Below are 20,230 nucleotides of genomic sequence, written 5' to 3' on the forward strand. Positions count from 1 at the left end.
ACAATGAAGAATGGTGAAATCATCTACCAATCGCGAGATGGGTTAAATCTTTTTGCTAAAAGCTTTGGACCTGAAGATGCAGATTTAACTGTTCTATGTCTTCACGGGTTAACACGGAACCATAAAGATTTTGTACCTATGATTCAAAGTTTGGGGAATCATAGACGCTATATCGCGATAGACGTGAGAGGACGTGGCCGATCTGATAGAGATCAAGATCCCTCGAAATATCGTTTAGATGTCTATGTGCAAGATGTCTTGGATCTGCTTGCGATCGTAAAACCTTCTAAGTTGGTCTTAATCGGGACTTCAATGGGAGGATTGATGTCGCTCCTTTTAAGCCAAATGCTTTCACAAGAGTTGTTGGGAGTCGTTTTAAACGATGTGGGCCCAAAACTTGAGCAAGCTGGACTTGAGAGAATTGCTGGGTATGTGGGCAATTTCATTGAGCATGATTCATGGGAAGATGCTGCGTTAGCAGTTGAAAAATCTCAACATTCAGCTTTTCCAAATTTCAGGCATGATGATTGGATGAAGTTTGCCAAGCGAACTCACAAAGAAAATCAAGATGGTAAAATTGTTTTGGATTATGATCCGGCAATTGCAGAAAGCCTGAAAAATATAGAAGCTGACATTTCAGTAGAGATGCAAACTTGGGCTTTGTTTGCTTCTACATTTAAACGACCTTTATTGGTTGTACGTGGCGAAATTTCTGATCTTTTCTCAAGTGATACGGCTGTAAAAATGGTTCACCGTCACGGTCGAGCGAATGTAATCTCTGTCTCAAACGTTGGTCACGCCCCAATATTGGATGAGCCTATCTGTGTGAAAACAATTGAGAGTTTTCTTAAAAAGCTGGAGTTAGGTCAATGAATGATTCCTTAAACAAACCAAGTACTGAAACTCAAACCAATTTTAAGGGGCGTGCCTATGTTTTAGGGCTTCTCACGCTGGTTTACACCTTCAACCATGTCGACCGTCAGATTTTGGTAACGCTTCTTGAGCCGATCAAACAAGAGCTCCACCTGAAAGACAGTCAGCTTGGTTTGCTGACTGGTCTTGCGTTTGCTGCTTTTTACGCGACATTAGGAATTCCCGTGGCTATGTGGGCTGATAGAGGAAATCGCCGAAATATCATAGCATTAGCTCTAACCGTCTGGTCCGCGATGACTGCAGTATCAGGGTTTGCGCAGAACTTTATGCATTTACTCATTGCTCGCATGGGGGTTGGTGTTGGTGAGGCCGGTGGTACACCTCCGGCAACAAGTATTATCGCCGATCTGTACCCACCTAAACAGCGCGCAATGGCTTTGGGTATTTACACTTCAGGTATCGGACTTGGTATCATGATCGGGTATGTGCTGGCGGCTGAAGTCTACGCGCATTTTGGGTGGCGAATAGCTTTCTTTGTAGCGGGTGTGCCGGGATTATTACTGGCTTTACTGGTTCGTTTTACAATGAAAGAGCCCAAACGCGGTCTTTCCGAGGCGCGGGAGCAGCATGAGCAAGCGCCAAGTTTGAAGGAAACATTAGCCTTTATAGGTACGCAAAAATCACTTATCTGGTTGTTGCTTGGATGTTTGATGATTTGTATTTCTGCGAATGCGTATGTGGCATTTATTTCAAGCCATTTGCAGCGTTCCTATAACTTGACTGTGATGGATGTGGCACTTCCCTTAGGACTTCTTATCGGGGTAGTGGGGAGTTTCGGTGCTATTGTTCTAGGAAATGTGTGTGATCGCTTGTCAGCTAAGGATCTTCGCTGGCGTCCATGGATGATTGGAATATGTTCGTTGGTTGCTCTGCCGTTTGCGTGGATGTTCCTCGGTGCAGAAACCGTAAATCACGCTTATATGTGGAATATCGTGCCGTGTTTCGTCGGATTAATTTATGCGAGCATCGCGTATACATCATCTCAAGAACTTGTGCCTTTGCAAATGCGATCATTTGCATCTGCTTTCACTCTGTTTTGTCTTACGTTGATTGGCATTGGGGGCGGACCACTTATCGCAGGAAGTTTAAGTGATTATTTTGCTGCGCAGGGAGTGGAGGCACCACTTACATTAGCTCTGCGGTGGATTCTCATTTTTAACGCGGCGAGCATTATCTGTTTTCTGTTCTCGGGTATTTTTTATCGGTCAGATGTAAAAAGAGCTTCTGAAGCTTAGATATTTTCCATTAGTAAATTTATGCCTTCTGGTTCTTTAGTGTCAAAACTGAGAAGAACCAGAAGGTATTTTTTTAGTTTTTTAGGCGCGCAAGTACTTTTTTAGCCTGAACCAGATGCGGTGCATCTACCATTTTGCCATTGATCTGAAGTGCTCCGGCGTCGGGGTCACTTTTGAAAGCGTCCACAATAGATTGTGCTTGTTTAATTTCGGTATCTGTTGGTGTAAATGCTTGATTGATAATGTCAGTTTGAGATGGGTGAATTGCCATCATTCCTGAAAAGCCATCACGTCGACTTCGCGCTGCATATGCTGCCAAGCCGTCTTGGTTTTTAATATCAACATATACTGTGTCTATTGCTGCAACATCTGCAGCATGCGCAGAAAATAGTGACATACTGCGAAGCATTTCATAGGGGGGAGTATAGCTGCCGTCTTCATTTCTAGAGGTTGATGCACCAATGGAGGCTGGCAAGTCTTCCGCTCCCCATGTTAAGCCTAGTAAATATTCCGACACTTCACGATAGGTGCCTAATTCAAAGACGGCAGTTGGGGTCTCTGTCGTAATCGGAATGATAGGAATAACAACTCCATTTAGAAGCTTGATTAGGGTAAGAATGGATTGCGCTCCCTCAGCCTTGGGCAGAATTATTCCAGCAGGCGGGAAGGGAAGCAAACAAGACAGATCCTGCGCCGCCCATTGCGTCGTTAAGGGATTAATACGGACGAATATAGGCTTAGGTTTCGGTGTCTTTAAAAATTCTGAAACAGCAATGCGTGCCTCTTGCTTGTGAGATGGAACAACGGAATCTTCCATATCTAAAATAATGGCATCTGCAGATGAATTTATCGCTTTTTCAAAGCGGTCAGGGCGGTCTGCCGGCACAAACAAAAGGGATCGTAGTTTCATGCTTCTCTCTTTTTCAATAGAGCCGTTCGTAAGCACTGACAAACCAATTCATCTCGCTGATTATACATACGGTGGGTGAATGTAACGATACCAGCATTGGGGCGAGATTTGCTAACTCTCATCTCCCTGATTTCTGTTTCTGCCCGCAAAGTATCACCGATAAAAACAGGGTTTGGCATAACGACTTTATCATAACCTAGATTGGCGATGAGTGTTCCAAGAGTTGTGTCACCTACAGAAATACCAACCATTAGGCCAAATGTGAAAATGCCATTTACGACGATTTGTCCAAATTCTGTGCTCTCAGCGTATTCTTTGTCTAAATGCAATGGCTGAGGATTGTGTGTCAGCGTAGTCATCATGATGTTGTCAGTGTCAGTTACAGTACGGCGTAAATCATGCTTGATAATGTCACCAATAGTCCACTCATCAAAATATTTGCCAGCCATAAAAATTAAACCTCTTCATCTTGATGAGATACGATTTCTAACAATATCATGCCTTGCATAACATTTTGGTCAGCTTCCACATTTACAGAAATAACTTTTCCATCAAATGGCGCGGTCATGCTGTGCTCCATTTTCATTGCTTCAAGCGTGATAAGGGGTTGGCCTTTCGTGACCTCATCACCTAGTGCTACTGAAAGTGAAAGTATTTTCCCAGGCATGGGGGATGTAATCTGACCATCTGATAAATCACCAGCACCGGATTTAGCTTTACCGCGCGGCAAAGACACAAGGTAGGGCCACCCTTGATCAATACAAAGTAGACCATCTGAGACTTGCTCCCAATAAGGGCAGTCATCACAATATGGGTCTACACTTATAGTATGGGTCTCGCCATCAACGCTTATACGCATTGAAAGATCAGCTTGTGATCCATTTCTGAAACCAAATAATCCATTCCATGGGCCGGCTTTATCTTCGTCACTTAGAAGAAGTGATATGGCTTTTAGTTTATCAACCTTTAAGGGAGGCTTTGCTGTAAGAGCTTCTAAATTTGAATCAATGAATCCGGTGGTATAGCTGCCCGCTTCAAATGCTTTGTGGTTCAATAGATTACAAAGAAATCCAGCATTGTTGATCACAGGGTAGGTCGAAACGTTTTCACATGCTTCAGCCAGGCTATGCATAGCTAATTTGCGGTTTTCTTCATGTACAATCAGCTTAGCGACCATTGGATCATAGAAAGGAGTGATTTCAGCTCCATCTTGAATCCCAGTATCGACACGCACACCATACGGCATGTTTAGCAGGTTTATTTTACCTATGGATGGTAAGAATCCGTTCGTAGGGTTCTCGGAATAAAGTCTCGCCTCCATAGCCCAACCATTAATACTGATATCTTCCTGTTTAACGGGGATTGGTTCACCTGAAGCGATACGTATTTGCCATTCGACCAGATCAATACCTGTAATGGCTTCTGTAACAGGGTGCTCAACCTGTAACCGCGTATTCATCTCCATAAACCAGATGCTATCCGGGTTTAGTTCACCAGAAGCATCTGCTATGAATTCAATTGTGCCTGCACCTTCATAGTCTACAGCTTGGGCCGCTAGAATTGCAGTTTCACATATCCGTGCACGCGTTTCTTGGTTCATGCCAAAAGCAGGTGCTTCTTCAATTACCTTTTGATGGCGGCGTTGAAGCGTGCAATCTCTCTCGAACAAATGGACAATATTCCCATGTTTGTCGCCAAAGATTTGTACTTCAATGTGACGCGGTGCTGTAATCCATTTTTCTAAAAGTACGCGATCGTCGCCAAAAGAAGAGGCAGCTTCCCTTTGGCAGGACTTTAGCGCATTCGCAAAATTAGAAGCATTGTCAACTTTACGCATTCCTTTACCGCCGCCGCCAGCAACAGCTTTGATAAGAACAGGGTAACCAATGATTTTAGCTTCTTTTTCAAGACGCTTTAGTGATTGGTCTTCGCCTAGATAACCGGGCGTACAAGGAATTCCTGCTTTCTCCATGAGTGTTTTGGCTGCATCCTTTAGTCCCATAGCCTGTATGGAAGATGATTTTGGGCCAATCCATATTAAACCAGCATCTATGACGGCATCAGCGAAAGTCGCATTCTCTGACAAGAAGCCATAGCCTGGATGGATGGCATCAGCGCCAGTTTTTTTTGCTGCTGCAATAATCTTTTCGCCAACAAGATAGCTTTCAATTGCTGGTGAAGGACCAATGTGAATAGCTTCATCCGCCATTTGTGTGTGAAGCGCTTTTGCATCTGCATCAGAATATACTGCAACTGTTGCAATATTCATTTCTTTAGCTGTGCGCATAATCCGGCATGCAATTTCACCGCGATTGGCTATCAGTATCTTTTTGATCATGAGATTACATCCTGAACATGCCAAAGTGGGCATGATCGGCTATTGGCGCATTTAGAGTTGACGCAAAGGCTAGACCGAGTACATCACGTGTCTGAGCTGGATCTATAATTCCATCATCCCATAACCGCGCCGTGGCAAAGAATGGGTTTCCTTCTTCATCATATTTGTCTCGAATAGGCTGCTTAAAAGCTTCTGTTTGTTCAGGTGTCCAGTTTGTTGCGTCACGGTTTACAGTTGCGAGGACACTTGCAGCTTGTTCACCTGCCATCACGCTGATGCGGCTATTGGGCCAAGTGAAAAGATAACGGGGGGAATAGGCGCGGCCACACATGCCGTAATTGCCTGCACCAAAGCTTCCGCCGATTAGCACTGTAATCTTGGGGACTTGGGCAGTTGCAACAGCGGTTACCATTTTTGCGCCGTGTTTTGCGATGCCTTCAGCTTCATACTTTCCACCAACCATGAAACCGGAGATGTTTTGTAGGAAGAGGAGCGGGATTTTACGCTGACAGGCTAGTTCAATAAAGTGCGCACCTTTTTGAGCACTTTCTGAAAATAGCACGCCATTATTTGCTAGGATAGCAACAGGCATTCCCCATATATGGGCAAAGCCTGTGACAAGCGTTTCCCCAAAGTTGGCTTTAAATTCGTTAAACTTACTTCCATCAACGATGCGGGCTATTATTTCTCGGACGTCATAGGGCGTTTTAAGATCTTGTGGAATGACACCATAGAGTTCATCTGCATCATATAGTGGAGATTCCGGTTCTATTAAGTTTAGCTCGGGAAGCTTTTGTGGGGGAAGGGTTGAGATAATGTCACGTACGATTGTGAGTGCGTGTTCATCATCATCAGCGATATGGTCAACAAGTCCTGATTGGCGTCCGTGAGTATCGGCACCGCCCAATTCTTCAGCGGAGATTTCTTCTCCAGTTGCAGCTTTGACCAGCGGCGGACCGGCTAAAAAGATGGTGCCCTGATCGCGGACAATGATAGATTCATCACACATAGCAGGCACATATGCACCGCCGGCTGTGCAACTTCCCATGACACACGCTATTTGCGGAATGCCTTTTGCTGACATGTTTGCTTGATTGAAGAAGACACGTCCAAAATGGTCTCGGTCTGGAAATACTTCACTTTGGTGAGGCAAGTTAGCGCCGCCTGAATCCACAAGATAGATACAAGGAAGGTGGTTTTCTTCGGCAATCTCTTGAGCGCGGAGGTGTTTCTTGGCCGTTAAGGGGTAATATGTGCCACCTTTTACGGTAGCATCATTGATAACGATCATGACTTGTCGGCCACTCACACGGCCTATACCGCAAATAATGCCGCCACCCGGAACTTCATTGCCGTAAAGATTATAGGCGGCAAGCTGACTGACTTCTAAAAAGGGTGAGCCGGGGTCTAATAAAACCTTTAGCCTTTCTCGAGGTAATAGCTTTCCGCGTGCAACATGTTTGTCTCTGGATTTTTTTGGGCCACCAAGCCCAATTTCAGCAATGCGTTCTCTCAATTCTTCATTGAGAGCTTTATTTGATGCATGTCTTTGTCGGAAAGTTTCCGAACTGGTGTCTAGTTTGGTTTCAAGCGTTGGAGCACTCATTAAGCCAGCAACTCCCGAGCTATGAGGAAGCGCCGAATTTCGTTCGTTCCAGCACCAATGTCATAAAGTTTTGCATCTCTTAAAAAGCGTTCAACGGGCCATTCTTTTAGATATCCTGCACCGCCCAATGTCTGAATGGCTTCTAGAGAAGATTTAACGGCGTTTTCACTGGCGAGAAGAATAGCACCTGCTGCGTCAAAACGTGTTGTTTGCCCCGCGTCGCAAGCACGTGCAACAGCATAAGTGTAGGCCCGTGCTGAATTTAGAGCGACATACATGTCTGCTATTTTTGCTTGTACGAGCTGGAAGCTACCAATGGGTTTGCCAAATTGTTTTCGGTCTTTCACGTAAGGAATGCACACATCCAGACAGGCTTGGATTATGCCTAAAGGGCCCGCAGAAAGGACTACCCGCTCATAGTCCAACCCGCTCATTAAGACTTTTGCGCCGCCATGAACTTCGCCCATTATATTGCTCTCGGGTACGAAGCAGTCCTCAAATACTAACTCGGCGGTGTCTGATCCACGCATTCCCAGTTTGTCCAGCTTTTTTGATACTGAGAAACCTTCAAATTCTTTCTCTATAAGAAAAGTTGTTACACCCTGATTTTTATTGTTTGGGTCTGTGCGGGCGTAGACGACGAGCGTGTCGGCTTCGGGGGCGTTTGTTATCCAGAACTTTGTTCCGTTGAGAAGATAGCCACCATCAACTTTTTCAGCTTTTGTGACCATGCCTAATACATCAGACCCGGCACCAGCTTCTGACATGGCAAGTGATCCGACATGTTCTCCAGAAATGAGTTTAGGAAGATACTTCTTTTTTTGTTGATCTGTACCCCAGCGCCGGATTTGATTGACGCATAAATTGGAGTGCGCACCGTATGAAAGACCAACAGATGCTGATGCCCGAGAAATTTCTTCCATCGCCACAACGTGTTCAAGATAGCCAAGCCCCAAACCGCCATCTTCTTCAGAAACAGTAATTCCATGAAGCCCAAGATCTCCCATAAGAGGCCATAGGTGTCGCGGGAATTTATTTGACGCATCTATTTCTGCAGCGATCGGGGATATTTTGTCATGAGCAAAGCGTCGACATGTTTCTCGGATCATGTTTGCTGTCTCGCCCAAAGCGAAATCAAGGTTCATCATTTAAATACCTCCCAAGTTCAATTTATGGGCGCTGCGCCTCTTATGGCACATTGTAACATTTTTGGTTTAATAGATAAAATTGAAATTAAACTAATCATGGTATAGATTTTATCTATGATAGATCGCTACCTTCTTCGCTATTTCCTTGCCGTTGTAGATCATGGAAATTTTTCTCGAGCTGCAGTTCATTTGAATGTGGCCCAGCCAACCTTGTCTGTGGGAATTGCTAAGCTTGAAAAAATATTAGAATCTAAGCTGTTCCATCGCGCAAATCGACGAATACATCTTACAGATTCTGGTACTAGATTGCTTGAATATGCTCGACGAATAGAAAGTGATTTTAACCAAGCAGAAAGGGCGGTGCGGGGACAGGAAGCGCAGCCAGTTCTTAAGTTAGGAATATTGACGAGCATTCCAGCAAAGATTTTGTCTGATGCTATCGTTCAAGCTAGACATGTTGATGACAATGCCAAGGTTGAGCTTGTCGAGGGTAGTGAACGCGAACTCACAAATCATCTTGCGCGTGGTCGTGTAGATGCTGCTATGACGCTTGTCGAGCGAGGCGGGGAACGTTTCCTGGAAGAGACACTCTTTAGAGAGGGATATTCCATTGCTATGCCTGAAAATCATGCTTTAGCAGACCAAGAAATTATTCCCGGTGAAGCTTTGGCTGACAATACTATGATTGTTCGTAGGCATTGTGAGGTGTTGTCTGAAACCAGTAAGCATTTTACAAAAAGGGGCGTTCGCCCTTTTTTTGCGTACAAATCATCAAATGACGAGCGTGTACTGGAAATGATCAAAGCAGGATTAGGCGTGACGGTAATGCCTGACAGTTATGATTGTAGTCACATCATAATGCGAAAAATGGCGGGGTTTGACCTAGTGAGGTCCGTTGGTTTGCTGTGGGCACCGCATGCAGAAAAATTGTACCATTCACCGCCTGTGATTGTTGATGTTTTACGAGCAAAAATGACAAATCCATAGAAATTTATGTGAATTCAAATTGGTAGAGGAAATAAGAGGTTTTCTCTCGCTCGGTGAATTTTGTGTGCTGGTTTCATAAAAAAAGCTGGTCGCTTTATTTGGTATTGAAATGATGATGTAAAAAACAGTTTATTTTTAATGTATTCGGCATATTAGTTGCAAAGAAATTGGAATACAGAAAATAAATCAGACGAACTGCTTATTCAATTGGTTGGTCTAGTGTTTTCCGTTTTAGAGTTTTTGTTTTCAAGCAGTTGGTGTTGATATGCTTTTCAAATGGCCAGAGGATACGTCTGTATGCTTTTCCAAAGAAGTTATTGCTGGTGAGCATGACGAGCATTTGAGTGAGAAATACTCAGACGATGGCTTGGCTGATTTGCTAGACCGTTACCCTCGTGAAAATATGGGAATTTACACATTTCCTGCCCACTCAGAAGGACGGGTTAAAGCAATCCATGGAAGAGCTGATAATTTATCTGGGGCTGAACTCCTTGAGGCGGTAAAGCGAGGGCAGATTTGGTTAAATTTGAGAGCAGTCAGTAAATATCTTCCCGAATATGCAGATGTTCGAAATAAACTTTTTTCTCAACTAGATTCAGCAGCAGGTATCAAAACATTAAAGCAAGATATCGGTGTCCTAATTTCTTCTCCAGATATTCATGTCCATTACCATTTGGACATACCATTTGTTTGTCTGGTTCAGGTGAGGGGAGAAAAATATGTTTCTCTTTATCCACCGCATGAACCCTTTGCGACCGCCAACCAGATTGAGGCAGTTGTTTTGCGTGAACAAGAAGAAGAAATGGATTTTAAATATAGCTTTGATGAGCATGTATCAAAGGTGCACATGAAGCCAGGAGTAGCAATTACTTGGCCTCAAAATGCTCCGCACAGAGTGCAGAATGGCAATATGATGAATGTTTCATTGTCATGTGAATATATGACAGCTTCAGGATTATTAAAAGCCAATGCAATGTATACAAATGGAAAATTGAGACGTCGTTTTGGTATGAATCCGTCCATTCCCCAAAATACTGGAGCAGCTGTCATGCTAAAAGCTGTTGTTGCAAGGGCTCTAAAAATTCAGAAAAAACCAACGGTTAAGAAAGTCACGCCCATTACTTTCGAAATTGATAAAAATACTCTTGAAGTGCGACGGATTGATGAGAGTTCCAACGTGTAACCCAAATGGAAAAAAATACTGAGGTTTCACGGGTGGTTTTATTTGTTGCAAAAGATATTTCTGAAGTAACTCATGCTGAGTGGAAACAATGGAAATTCTTAAATTCTTCTCAAAATTGCTATAGGTCTCCTTTGTTGGAGCCTGAATTTGCAAAACTGATTGCTTCCAATAATGATCATGTCCGAGTTATATTTGGACAAGTCGGTGAGAAGATTGTCAGCGTTTTTTGTGGTTCTGGTCGTGTTGCAGGAATGGTACGCCCCCTTGGTGCACCATTTGATGATTATTCAGGGCCTTTGATCGCAGAAGGCTACCAGATAAGCATGAATGACATGCTACGGGCGGGTGGTTGGCATAGTTATAGAGGTGAAGGTTGTGCGACTCCTGAAGGTGTGTTGATGGACGCCAAGTTTGAGAGTCGAGGCTATTCTTTTGTTGCGCAAATTGAAGACGGAAGTGCAGCAGAATATCTTGCGGAGCGATGGAAAGACAATCCAAAAAGAATGAAAAACTTTCGGCGGCTTAGTCGGAAACTGGATAAAGATTTTGATACCGTAGAACTCAGATATGGTGTGAATAATCCTTCAGATATTCAACAACTTTTTAATTGGAAAAGTAACCAATTTAGCAAATCGGGTCTGGTAGATGTGATTGAAGCTGAGAAAAGTTCTACAGTTCTGCAGGCGGTATCTTCTGTAAAATACAATGAAGAAAATAATTTTGGTGGATACCTTATTGAGCTTAGGGTGAACGGTGCCCTTGTGGCAGGTCATTTTGGTTTAAGGTCAGGTGAAAATTTTCATCCATGGATATCAGCGTATGATCCAGATCACAGTGAGTTGGGGCCGGGAATTATACTTCTCTATCGAGCTATTGAAGCGATGGATGAGATGGGGCTGAAATCTTATGATCTCTCAGGTGGTCACGATCACTACAAGAAATATTTTGCAAAGCCATCTCGTGAGGTTGGAAAACTTGTTTATTTCCGTCCAACAATTTTGGGGACTATTCAAGGCGTTGGGTTTAAAAGTTGGAACCTATTTGGAACGAAAAATGAAAACTCCATAGCTTCAAGAATGCGGAGGCGGTTTGATCATTTAGCTATTTGTGAGACACGATTAATGCCTCGTTTAAAAGGTTTTTTTGAAGCTTTCTTAAAAAGACATAATACGCAAAACAGTTGATTTTGTATCTCTCACCTCGGTTCAATAGAAATAGGCGAACAAGAGGGGATGGCATTAAATATCTTATAATGGCATAGAGATTCACATGTCGAATATTCTCCTTTTTAATAAACCATTCAATGTGCTTTCACAGTTTACTGACGCTGGAAATGAAGCATCTTCTCGCCGGACCTTATCTCACTTTATTGACGTACCCAATGTGTATGCGGCGGGGCGATTAGATAAGGACAGTGAGGGTTTATTGGTCCTCACAGATGACGGTAAATTGCAACACCGTATAAGCGATCCAAGTAATAAAATGGAAAAAAGTTATTGGGTTCAAGTTGAGGGGATTCCCGACGAAACAGCGTTGGACCTGTTGCGGGCTGGAGTATTATTGAAAGACGGGATGACCAAGCCGGCTAAAGTCAAACTGATGGACCAACCTGTTGACCTTTGGGTGAGGGAGCCTCCTGTTAGATATCGAAAAAGCGTACCAGATAGTTGGATTGAGATCACAATCTCAGAAGGACGAAATCGGCAAGTCAGGCGGATGACCGCTTGTGTTGGATTTCCTACTTTGCGTTTAATTCGATATCGAGTGGGGAATTGGACAATAGATGGCATTGAATCTGGAGATTGGATTATGCACTCCAAGAAATAATGTTTTTCATATCGGCGTGTCTCTTTAAGTTGCGCTATACTCATATATTATCTGGTTATGATTTATTCATATGAAGAGAGATATAAATCTGGGGGGCAGTTGGCTGGAATGTAAAAAATGTTGAGGCAATGTCTAAATGGTTGATGACAAAAATGAGCAAACACGGTTAGCAACGTTAGCGGCATTGAAAATACTGGATACAAAACCAGAAGCACAATATGACAATGTGACTGCGCTTGCTGCTGAAATGTTTGACGTTCCTATTGCTCTCGTTTCGCTAGTGGACGAAAATCGCCAATGGTTTAAATCCAATTGCGGATTAGATGGTGTCACTGAAACTGCTCGTGACATCTCTTTTTGCCAACATGCGATAAAGTCTACAAATGTTATGGTTGTTGAAAACGCCATTGAAGACGAAAAATACGACCAAAATCCCCTAGTTTTAGGCGAACCCAGTATTCGTTTTTACGCTGGCGCACCGTTGATTACAGAAGAAGGGCACGCCCTTGGAACGCTTTGTCTTATCGACAGAAAACCTCGAAAATTCTCGGCACAGGAACAAGCACTCCTTGTGAGATTGGCGACAACAATCAGGGATATGATTGTTAAAAATACACTTGAGCATGAAATTATTGAACTCGCTAAAGCAGCTCGAAAAGAAAGTGAAATTTCACGTTCAATCTACGACGCTAGTGAGGCTGTGATTTTAAGGCTGGAAGCTGTTTTCAATGAGCAGGGTATTGTTTCTGACTTTACGCTACTTGGTGCAAATGCCGCATTGGAATTAAATACGGGGCAAAAATTAGAGAGCCTCATCGGAAACAAAATGTTGGATCTATTTCCCAACATTAAAGAGGTGGGGCTATTCGCACTATATTCAAAAGTTGTTAAGACGGGGAAATCAGAAACTGTAGAAATAGAATATACTGATGATACCATTAGTGCATGGTTTAGGGTCAAGGCAGAACCTTGCGGCGTAAACGGGCTGACAGTTGCATCTACACCTATTTCTCAAAGGAAGAATTTTGAAGCGACTGTTAAGGCGCTCAAAGCTATATCTCCACTTGCGCATTCAGACCCTACTAAATATTTAGAAGAATTGCTTGAGTTGGGTCGACGAACTTTTCATGCGACAGATGGGTTTGTATCAAATATTCAGGACAAAAAATATTTGGTGAAAGCATATGTTGGTGAAATGGAAGGACTAGCTGCAGGTGTTGAGCTTGCCTTGCCTGATACTATATGCGCTGCTGTTGTCGAAGAGCAAACAGCCCTGTCATTTGACGACCTTCAGTCTAACGAGACTAAATGTCATCCGGCTGTTCCTCAAAATGAATTTGCTAGTTACTTAGGCGCTCCAATTTTTGTGGATGAAGAATTCTACGGAACAATTAGCTTCGTAAGTGACGTAAAACGGAGTTCGCCTTTTCCAACGACGGACCTTGAGTTGTTGAGCATTATTGCTGCAAGTATTGGGCATGCAATTGAATCACAAAAAGCGTTTGAAAAATATGCACGTTTGAACGATGAGTTGAGAATGGTGCTGGATAACGTACCGGCGCGGATTTGGTATAAAGATAATAACAACAAAATTCTAAGAGCTAATAAAGCAGCTGTTCTCTCAGTAGGTTTGAATGACCCATTAGAGGTTGAGGGCGTTGCTACTGAAGATTTGTTTCCAGAGATTGCCGAGAAATACCTTCAAGACGATTTAAGTGTCATAGAAAGTGGTAAACCACGCAGAAATATCGTGGAATCTTACGCGCCTACGAACGGTATAGAGGGATGGATATCTACAGATAAGATTCCAATGATTGGTGAGGATGGGAATACAACTATTCTGGCAGTAGCAACTGATATAACGGAATTAAAGCTGAAAGAAGAACAATTATCTAGGCTTAATGAAAGTCTGTCAGATTTCGCGTTTGTGGCTTCACATGATTTGCAAGCACCCCTTCGTCAATCTGCAATGTTCTCTGAACTATTTGCCGATGAATTGAAAGAGCATGAAATCGTTTTACCGACTTTGGCGGCAGAGTATTTCGATGAAATGGAAGATGGATTACGGCGAATGAGAGTTATGGTTCGCAGTTTGTATGACATGTTTAAGTTGGACAGTGAAAAAATAAAAAAGAAGATCACTGATTTCGAACAAATCGTTGTTCAAGCTCGAAAGCAAGTAAATTCGGAAGTTGAAGCCGTTGGTGCAAATATTGAAATCGGTGATTTTTTCCAACACAATGTAAATGAAGAATTACTCGTTCAAGTTATTCAAAACCTTGTTGTCAATGCCTGTAAATATTCTATGGCTGACCAATTGAACATTAAAATTCATTCTCAAATAGATGTTATAAATCGACAAAAATGCATAATCGTTGAAGACAATGGTGTAGGAATAGCTGAGCAATTTCAGAAAAAAATATTTGAACCTTTTAAACGCCTTCATCATGGTAAAACTATTGAAGGTGCAGGAATTGGTTTAGCGTTGTGTAAAAAGATTATGGCTTTGCATGATGGTGATTTGTACGTAGACTCTAGCTTTAAAGATGGTGCCAAATTTGTGATGGCATTTGGTTATTAGATATTAGGAATTTATTATGCCAAAACAAATTGGGATACTAATAGTTGAAGATGATCTTAAAGACCAAAAATTCATCCTGCGAGCATTGAACAAAGCAGATGAAAATCTGCAAATTGAAATCGCTAAAGATGCTGAATGTGCTTTGGAAGTCCTAAAAAATGGAAGCAATCCGAGAATAATTGTTACAGATTTAAATATGCCAGGAATGGGCGGGCGCGGGTTGTTGGACGTTTTGAAGTCGGACGATCGCTTTAAAAATATACCGACGATTGTTCTTTCCACATCTGAAAATGAGACAGATGTTGATGACTCATACAGTCGTAAAGCTAACGCATATATGGTGAAACCGGATAGTGTGGCGGGATATCAAAAAGTAGCATCTCTATTAAATGAATTTTGGCTAAAAGAAGTTAAGCTACCAAGAGCTTCAACGAATTAAATTATAACATAAAAATGGTTGACCAAATATGGTGATTGATAATGCTCAAAAGAGCCGAGCAAGAAATCCCAGCATTCTCGTCGTTGACGATCATGCCAACATCTCAAAATTGGTAGAAGCTTATATTATAAAAGCAGGTCTTAGTCATATCAGAATCCAGCATGCTGACTGCTTGGAAATTGCATGTCTGAAAATAGAATCAGATACACCTGACTTAATTTTACTAGATAATTTACTTCCACCGCATTTTGACTTTCGTCAATCAATCAAGGAATTAGATGGGGCTTTTTCAGGGCCTATCATACTGTTTTCTAGTGAAATTCCTATAAATATAGGCGAAGAGGATGCTGACCAACGCTTGGCAGCAATAATATCTAAAGATGATATTTCTAGCAAAAATTTCATAGAAACAATACAGCAACAAATTTCTATTTGAAGAAGAAGGTCGCAATTTCAAATTTCGTCATTTTGCGACTTTCATTTTCGTAACAGATGCAATCGTCGTACAATGTAGCTGTTGTGTGCGTGTTCGACGATCTTAGGATCGCCGATTATTAGATTGCAGTTCCGGTTCTGATTTCATGCTGAGACCAATCCGTTTTCTTTGAACATCTACCTCCATAACCGTCACATTTACGATATCACCTGCTTTGACGATATCGTGAGGGTCGCTCACAAATTTGTCGGCTAATTGTGAAATATGAACAAGTCCATCCTGATGTACACCTATATCCACAAAGGCTCCGAAAGCTGTTACATTTGTGACGGTACCTTCCAATTTCATTCCTGAGTTTAAATCTGATATTTCTTCTACCCCATCTTGTAGCGTGGCAGTCTTAAAAAGTGGTCGCGGGTCACGACCGGGTTTTTCAAGTTCAGCGATAATATCTACTACAGTGGGAATACCGAAAGTTTCAGTCGCGAAATCTTTTGGGTTTAACCTGGAAAGAAATTCTTTGTCCCCAATCAGGCTGCTTATTGTTCGGCCCGTCTTTTCAGCAATTTGTTTTACCAGAGGATATGCTTCAGGGTGAACTGCTGAAGCATCAAGGGGATTCGTGCCATCAACAATTTTCAGGAAACCAGCTGCTTGTTCATAGGCTTTAGGCCCCATACGGGCCACTTTTTTGAGAGTTGATCGGTTCTTAAAAGGACCATTTTCATTTCTAAAAGCAACTATATTATTAGCTAAGGTTTCAGATAAACCAGAAACGCGAGAAAGTAACGGGGCCGACGCCATATTAACATCAACACCGACAGAGTTCACACAATCTTCCACGACGGCGTCTAGTGATCGAATTAAAGCTGATTGATCCACATCATGTTGATATTGACCAACACCGATCGCCTTGGGGTCTATTTTTACTAATTCAGCCAAGGGATCTTGTAGGCGTCTAGCAATTGAGACAGCGCCGCGAATGCTTACATCCATATTTGGGAACTCTTTAGCCGCTAACTCAGAAGCAGAATACACAGAGGCACCTGCTTCAGATACAATGACTCTAGTCAACTTCAATTCTGGCATTTTGCTTGATAACTCTGCGACAAGTTTATCAGTTTCGCGACTTGCTGTTCCATTGCCTACGCTCACAAGTTCTACTTTGTGCTTCTTACAAAGTGTAGCCATGGTGGTAAGCGAGCCCTGCCAATCTTTACGCGGCTCGTGTGGGTAGATAGTTGCTGTATCAATTACTTTTCCAGTTGCATCAACAATAGCAATTTTACATCCTGTTCGTATTCCCGGATCCACCCCCATAACCACTCGAGCGCCCGCTGGTGCTGCGAGTAATAGGTCTCGCGCATTTCGAGAAAATATTCTGATAGCTTCTGTATCTGCTTTTTCTTTTAGGCGTGAAATTGAATCATTTGCACTTGATGATGCTAGTTTGGATTTCCACGCTTTTTCAGCTGTTTCAGACATCCAGCTATCACCTGGACGCCCCTTATTGGATATTCCAAATTCTCGCATGACCACACCAACGGCAGGATGTTTTTGACTTGGCAAATGTGGCACATCAAGATTGATTTTCAGCACACCTTCTTTTTGACCCCGAAGCAGGGCTAACGCACGGTGTGATGGCATATCGCGAATGGGTTCATCAAAATCAAAATAATCGGAAAACTTAGCTCCTTCTTTTTCTTTCCCTTTTACTAATTTTGAACCTAACTCCCCATTATTCCATACTTTTTCTCTTACCGGACCAACAACCTTAGGTGTTTCAGCTATACGTTCAATAATGATATTTCTGGCACCTTCTAATGCTGCATTCAGGTCTGTGATCCCATTATCGTTAGAGACAAAAGCGAGAGCTTCTTTGTCTGGAGCTAGAGATGGATTGAGCAATAGTTTCTCTGCCAGAGGTCCTAAACCCGCCTCTATTGCTATTGATGCTTTCGTGCGCCTCTTGGGCTTAAACGGTGCATATACGTCTTCTAACTCAACTTTTGTTTCAATCTTCAATATTTGACGCTCTAAATCTGGTGTGAGTTTTTCTTGATCACGGATAGATTTTAAAATCGTTGATTTTCGATCGTTAAGCTCGGTGAGATAGGTTAATCTTTCAGATAGTTTTCTAAGTTGAGTATCATCCAAACCGCCTGTGACTTCTTTTCTATATCGGGCAATAAACGGCACAGTGGAACCTTCTTCTATTAGTGTAATTGCCGCTAATACTTTGGCGTCGGGAACTTTAAGTTCACGAGCAATGATTTGCGCTGTTTGATTTTTTACTGAAGAAGAATTTTTCATTTATGCACCTTGGTGGCCGATGGTTCGACTGATCGGATAAGTAACAAGTTTGTGAAATGCTTTAGGTAATGAAGTGCTCCTGAACTCATTTATAGAAGGTTTACAAGCAAGAGTATGGTTAAAATATTTTTGTAAGTTTCCATTGCAATGGAGGCTTACAAAAAAGGCTCCAGAAAAATTTCCGGAGCCTAGAATTTTTTAAGCGGTAAAATGCTATTTTGCTTTTACAGAAGTAATCCAGTCATTTACACGTCTTTCCAGAATTGTAAGTGGTAGGGCACCACCACTGAGAACTGTATCGTGAAAACTGCGAATGTCGAATTTGTCGCCAAGTTCTTCTTCTGCTTTCTTTCTTAATTCTTGAAACTTTATCATTCCGATTTTGTAGCTAGTCGCTTGTCCCGGTAGAACCATGTAACGACGCACTTCAGAACGCGCTTGGTCAGTTGTTATTGCGGAGTTTGCTTGGAAATATTCGATAGCTTGTTGTTCTGTCCAGCCCTTAGAGTGTAGTCCAGTGTCTAAAACTAGACGTATAGCGCGCCAGATCTCTGAACCTAAACGACCAAACTCTGACAGAGAGTCTTCATAAGTGCCTGGCATTTCCTTGGCTAGCCATTCTGTGTACAGAGCCCAGCCTTCAACATAGGCTGTAAAACCAGCTTGCGTTCTAAATATTGGAATACCTTCTAGCTCTTGTGCTATTGATATTTGCATGTGATGGCCGGGAAGGCCTTCATGATATGCAATCACCTCAAGCTCACGTTTTGGCATTGCTTCCATATCTAGTAAGTGGGCGTAATATATTCCTGGGCGTGACCCATCTGGCGTACCGGGGAAATAATGTTGAGCAGCGCCTGCTTGTTCACGGAAGGGTTCAACTCGACGTACTTCTAGATCTGCTTTAGGTAGAATGCCGAAATAGTTTGGTAGTTGCGCTTTGATTTTATCAATTGCAGCTGTCGCGTCGTCTATATATCCTTGGCGCCCCTCATCAGTATTGGGGTAGTAGAGGCGTTCATCGGATTTTTCATCACGCAAGAAAGCAAAGAAATCTTGTAAACTTCCTTCAAATCCAAATTCTGTTTGAATTGCTTCCATTTCGCCTCGTAAGCGATCAACTTCCTTTAAACCTATTTCGTGAATCTCATCTGCTGTGAGCGTTGTCGTAGTTTGGTTTGCCAGTCTTTCATTATAAAAATCACCACCAGAAGGTAGTGCGCTTACACCTTGAGCAATTTCGTTGGCGTTTACTTTGTCTTCAACCTGCCATTCGATGAGCGATTGGTAAGCTGGCTTCCATTTTTCCAAAAGGGTGGTTTTGATGTCTGCTCTTAGTTGCTCCGCTTTGCTCTCATCTATTGCTTCAGATTCAAGTAGAGCATCTATTTTTGTATTTGCATCAGCCCAAACAGCATTATCTTCACCACTTTCATCAAATGGTGCGCCTGATATGATTTTTTCGGCTTCTTCAATCACTTGTTCAAATGCAAAATATGGTGGCCGAACGCCTGTAGCAGCATTCTCTTTTGACCTGACAATGAGTTGGTCTATAGCACGAGCAGATTCGCCAATTCGTGATAGGTAATTGTCCATATCATCTGCATCTTCAACTTTATGAAATGCAATTAATAGCTGTGGAAAAAAGCCATGAACAGCATTCATCTGTTCAAATACATACCCATTTGTAGGAAAATTTGCTGCTGCATCAGATTGTGCAAATTGATAAGCCGCGATGTCGTAAGATGTTTTTGCTTCAGCTGAAAGTTTATCATAGTCAAATGAGGCTTTCATTTCCGAATCTTTGGAACGCTTCCAGCTAAGAATGCTCTCTTCGTGCTCTTTTGAGAAGTCGTCGATTTTATCTTGACCGCTATCTCTGCCAAGGAATGTTTTTTGGATTGGACTGAACGCTAGCTCTTCTTCAAATTTTTGATCCAACCATTCATTCAAACGCTTTGATTCAAGTTCAACTTCTTCAGCTGTGAATGTGGTTTCTGATTTTGGTTCAGATTTGGTGGGTGTGTTGGGCTCACATGCTGCTAGCATTAGTATGGTCGCTAGAGCTGTTAGTGTTGTTTTGCTCATGGAAATTCCTCATCCCGAATTTTGTTGATAAATGATTTTTGGCAGCTCTTTTGCGATACAGCAAGGTGGCTTGAGCGCTCTGCGCATGAAATACGCCTAATTATAAATTAACTTAGATGATATTGAGGGTTTTTGATCATTATTTAGTCAAGAAATCTTTATCTTATGAATTTTGAGAATTTCTTTTGTGATAGAAGCGAGAGCTA

The 20,230-nt window shown here is 42.4% G+C and carries 16 protein-coding genes; 9 read left to right on the forward strand and 7 right to left on the reverse strand.

Annotation, left to right across the window (positions count from 1 at the left end; all coding sequences use genetic code 11):
- Nucleotides 1-3 precede the first annotated feature (3 nt).
- Entirely contained in the window at nt 4-873 is an 870-nt protein-coding gene (locus HBAL_RS08005; RefSeq protein WP_015827436.1) for an alpha/beta fold hydrolase, read from the forward strand.
- A complete protein-coding gene (locus HBAL_RS08010) occupies nt 870-2,168 on the forward strand; it encodes a spinster family MFS transporter (RefSeq protein ID WP_015827437.1) in 1,299 nt (432 codons plus the stop codon). The genes HBAL_RS08005 and HBAL_RS08010 overlap by 4 nt, the downstream gene beginning before the upstream one ends.
- 73 nt (nt 2,169-2,241) lie before the next feature.
- Here the strand turns inward: HBAL_RS08010 and HBAL_RS08015 are convergent, their stop codons facing one another.
- The 5 genes from HBAL_RS08015 to HBAL_RS08035 are packed head-to-tail and all read right to left on the reverse strand — an operon-like array spanning nt 2,242 to nt 8,170.
- The gene (locus HBAL_RS08015; protein ID WP_015827438.1) at nt 2,242-3,078 is read right to left on the reverse strand and encodes an HpcH/HpaI aldolase/citrate lyase family protein; all 837 of its coding nucleotides are present in this window, start codon (nt 3,076-3,078) and stop codon (nt 2,242-2,244) included.
- The gene (locus tag HBAL_RS08020) at nt 3,075-3,527 is read right to left on the reverse strand and encodes a MaoC family dehydratase (RefSeq protein WP_015827439.1); all 453 of its coding nucleotides are present in this window, start codon (nt 3,525-3,527) and stop codon (nt 3,075-3,077) included. Before HBAL_RS08020 ends, HBAL_RS08015 begins: the two co-directional genes overlap by 4 nt.
- A gap of 5 nt (nt 3,528-3,532) precedes the next feature.
- Nucleotides 3,533-5,416, reverse strand: a complete 1,884-nt coding sequence (locus tag HBAL_RS08025) for an acetyl/propionyl/methylcrotonyl-CoA carboxylase subunit alpha (protein WP_015827440.1) — start codon at nt 5,414-5,416, stop codon at nt 3,533-3,535.
- 4 nt (nt 5,417-5,420) lie between these two features.
- Complete coding sequence (locus tag HBAL_RS08030; RefSeq protein WP_015827441.1) at nt 5,421-7,022, reverse strand: carboxyl transferase domain-containing protein; 1,602 nt, start codon at nt 7,020-7,022, stop codon at nt 5,421-5,423.
- A complete protein-coding gene (locus HBAL_RS08035; RefSeq protein WP_015827442.1) occupies nt 7,022-8,170 on the reverse strand; it encodes an isovaleryl-CoA dehydrogenase in 1,149 nt (382 codons plus the stop codon). Before HBAL_RS08035 ends, HBAL_RS08030 begins: the two co-directional genes overlap by 1 nt.
- Nucleotides 8,171-8,284: 114 nt before the next feature.
- On the opposite strand from HBAL_RS08035, the gene HBAL_RS08040 reads away from it, so the two are divergent.
- From HBAL_RS08040 to HBAL_RS08070, 7 genes are all read left to right on the forward strand, one after another.
- Nucleotides 8,285-9,157 carry a LysR family transcriptional regulator gene (locus tag HBAL_RS08040; protein ID WP_015827443.1) on the forward strand — a complete coding sequence of 291 codons (873 nt, stop codon included), beginning with the start codon at nt 8,285-8,287 and terminating at the stop codon, nt 9,155-9,157.
- A gap of 340 nt (nt 9,158-9,497) precedes the next feature.
- Complete coding sequence (locus tag HBAL_RS08045) at nt 9,498-10,340, forward strand: hypothetical protein (RefSeq protein ID WP_233356766.1); 843 nt, start codon at nt 9,498-9,500, stop codon at nt 10,338-10,340.
- A gap of 5 nt (nt 10,341-10,345) precedes the next feature.
- Nucleotides 10,346-11,524 carry a GNAT family N-acetyltransferase gene (locus HBAL_RS08050; RefSeq protein ID WP_041301490.1) on the forward strand — a complete coding sequence of 393 codons (1,179 nt, stop codon included), beginning with the start codon at nt 10,346-10,348 and terminating at the stop codon, nt 11,522-11,524.
- An 85-nt stretch (nt 11,525-11,609) separates the two neighbouring features.
- Nucleotides 11,610-12,167, forward strand: a complete 558-nt coding sequence (locus tag HBAL_RS08055; RefSeq protein WP_015827446.1) for an rRNA large subunit pseudouridine synthase E — start codon at nt 11,610-11,612, stop codon at nt 12,165-12,167.
- Nucleotides 12,168-12,303: 136 nt separating this feature from the next.
- On the forward strand, nt 12,304-14,748 hold the full coding sequence (locus HBAL_RS08060; RefSeq protein WP_015827447.1) for a GAF domain-containing protein: 2,445 nt from the start codon (nt 12,304-12,306) through the stop codon (nt 14,746-14,748).
- A 16-nt stretch (nt 14,749-14,764) separates the two neighbouring features.
- Nucleotides 14,765-15,187, forward strand: a complete 423-nt coding sequence (locus HBAL_RS08065; RefSeq protein WP_015827448.1) for a response regulator — start codon at nt 14,765-14,767, stop codon at nt 15,185-15,187.
- A gap of 28 nt (nt 15,188-15,215) precedes the next feature.
- Nucleotides 15,216-15,623, forward strand: a complete 408-nt coding sequence (locus HBAL_RS08070) for a response regulator (RefSeq protein ID WP_015827449.1) — start codon at nt 15,216-15,218, stop codon at nt 15,621-15,623.
- Between the two features lie 102 nt (nt 15,624-15,725).
- Here HBAL_RS08070 and HBAL_RS08075 read toward each other — a convergent pair whose 3' ends face one another.
- Entirely contained in the window at nt 15,726-17,936 is a 2,211-nt protein-coding gene (locus HBAL_RS08075; protein ID WP_015827450.1) for a Tex family protein, read from the reverse strand.
- Between the two features lie 213 nt (nt 17,937-18,149).
- A complete protein-coding gene (locus tag HBAL_RS08080) occupies nt 18,150-20,024 on the reverse strand; it encodes a DUF885 domain-containing protein (RefSeq protein ID WP_015827451.1) in 1,875 nt (624 codons plus the stop codon).
- Nucleotides 20,025-20,230: the final 206 nt, after the last annotated feature.

The sequence above is a fragment of the Hirschia baltica ATCC 49814 genome, assembly GCF_000023785.1.
GTDB classification, from domain to species: Bacteria; Pseudomonadota; Alphaproteobacteria; order Caulobacterales; family Hyphomonadaceae; genus Hirschia; species Hirschia baltica.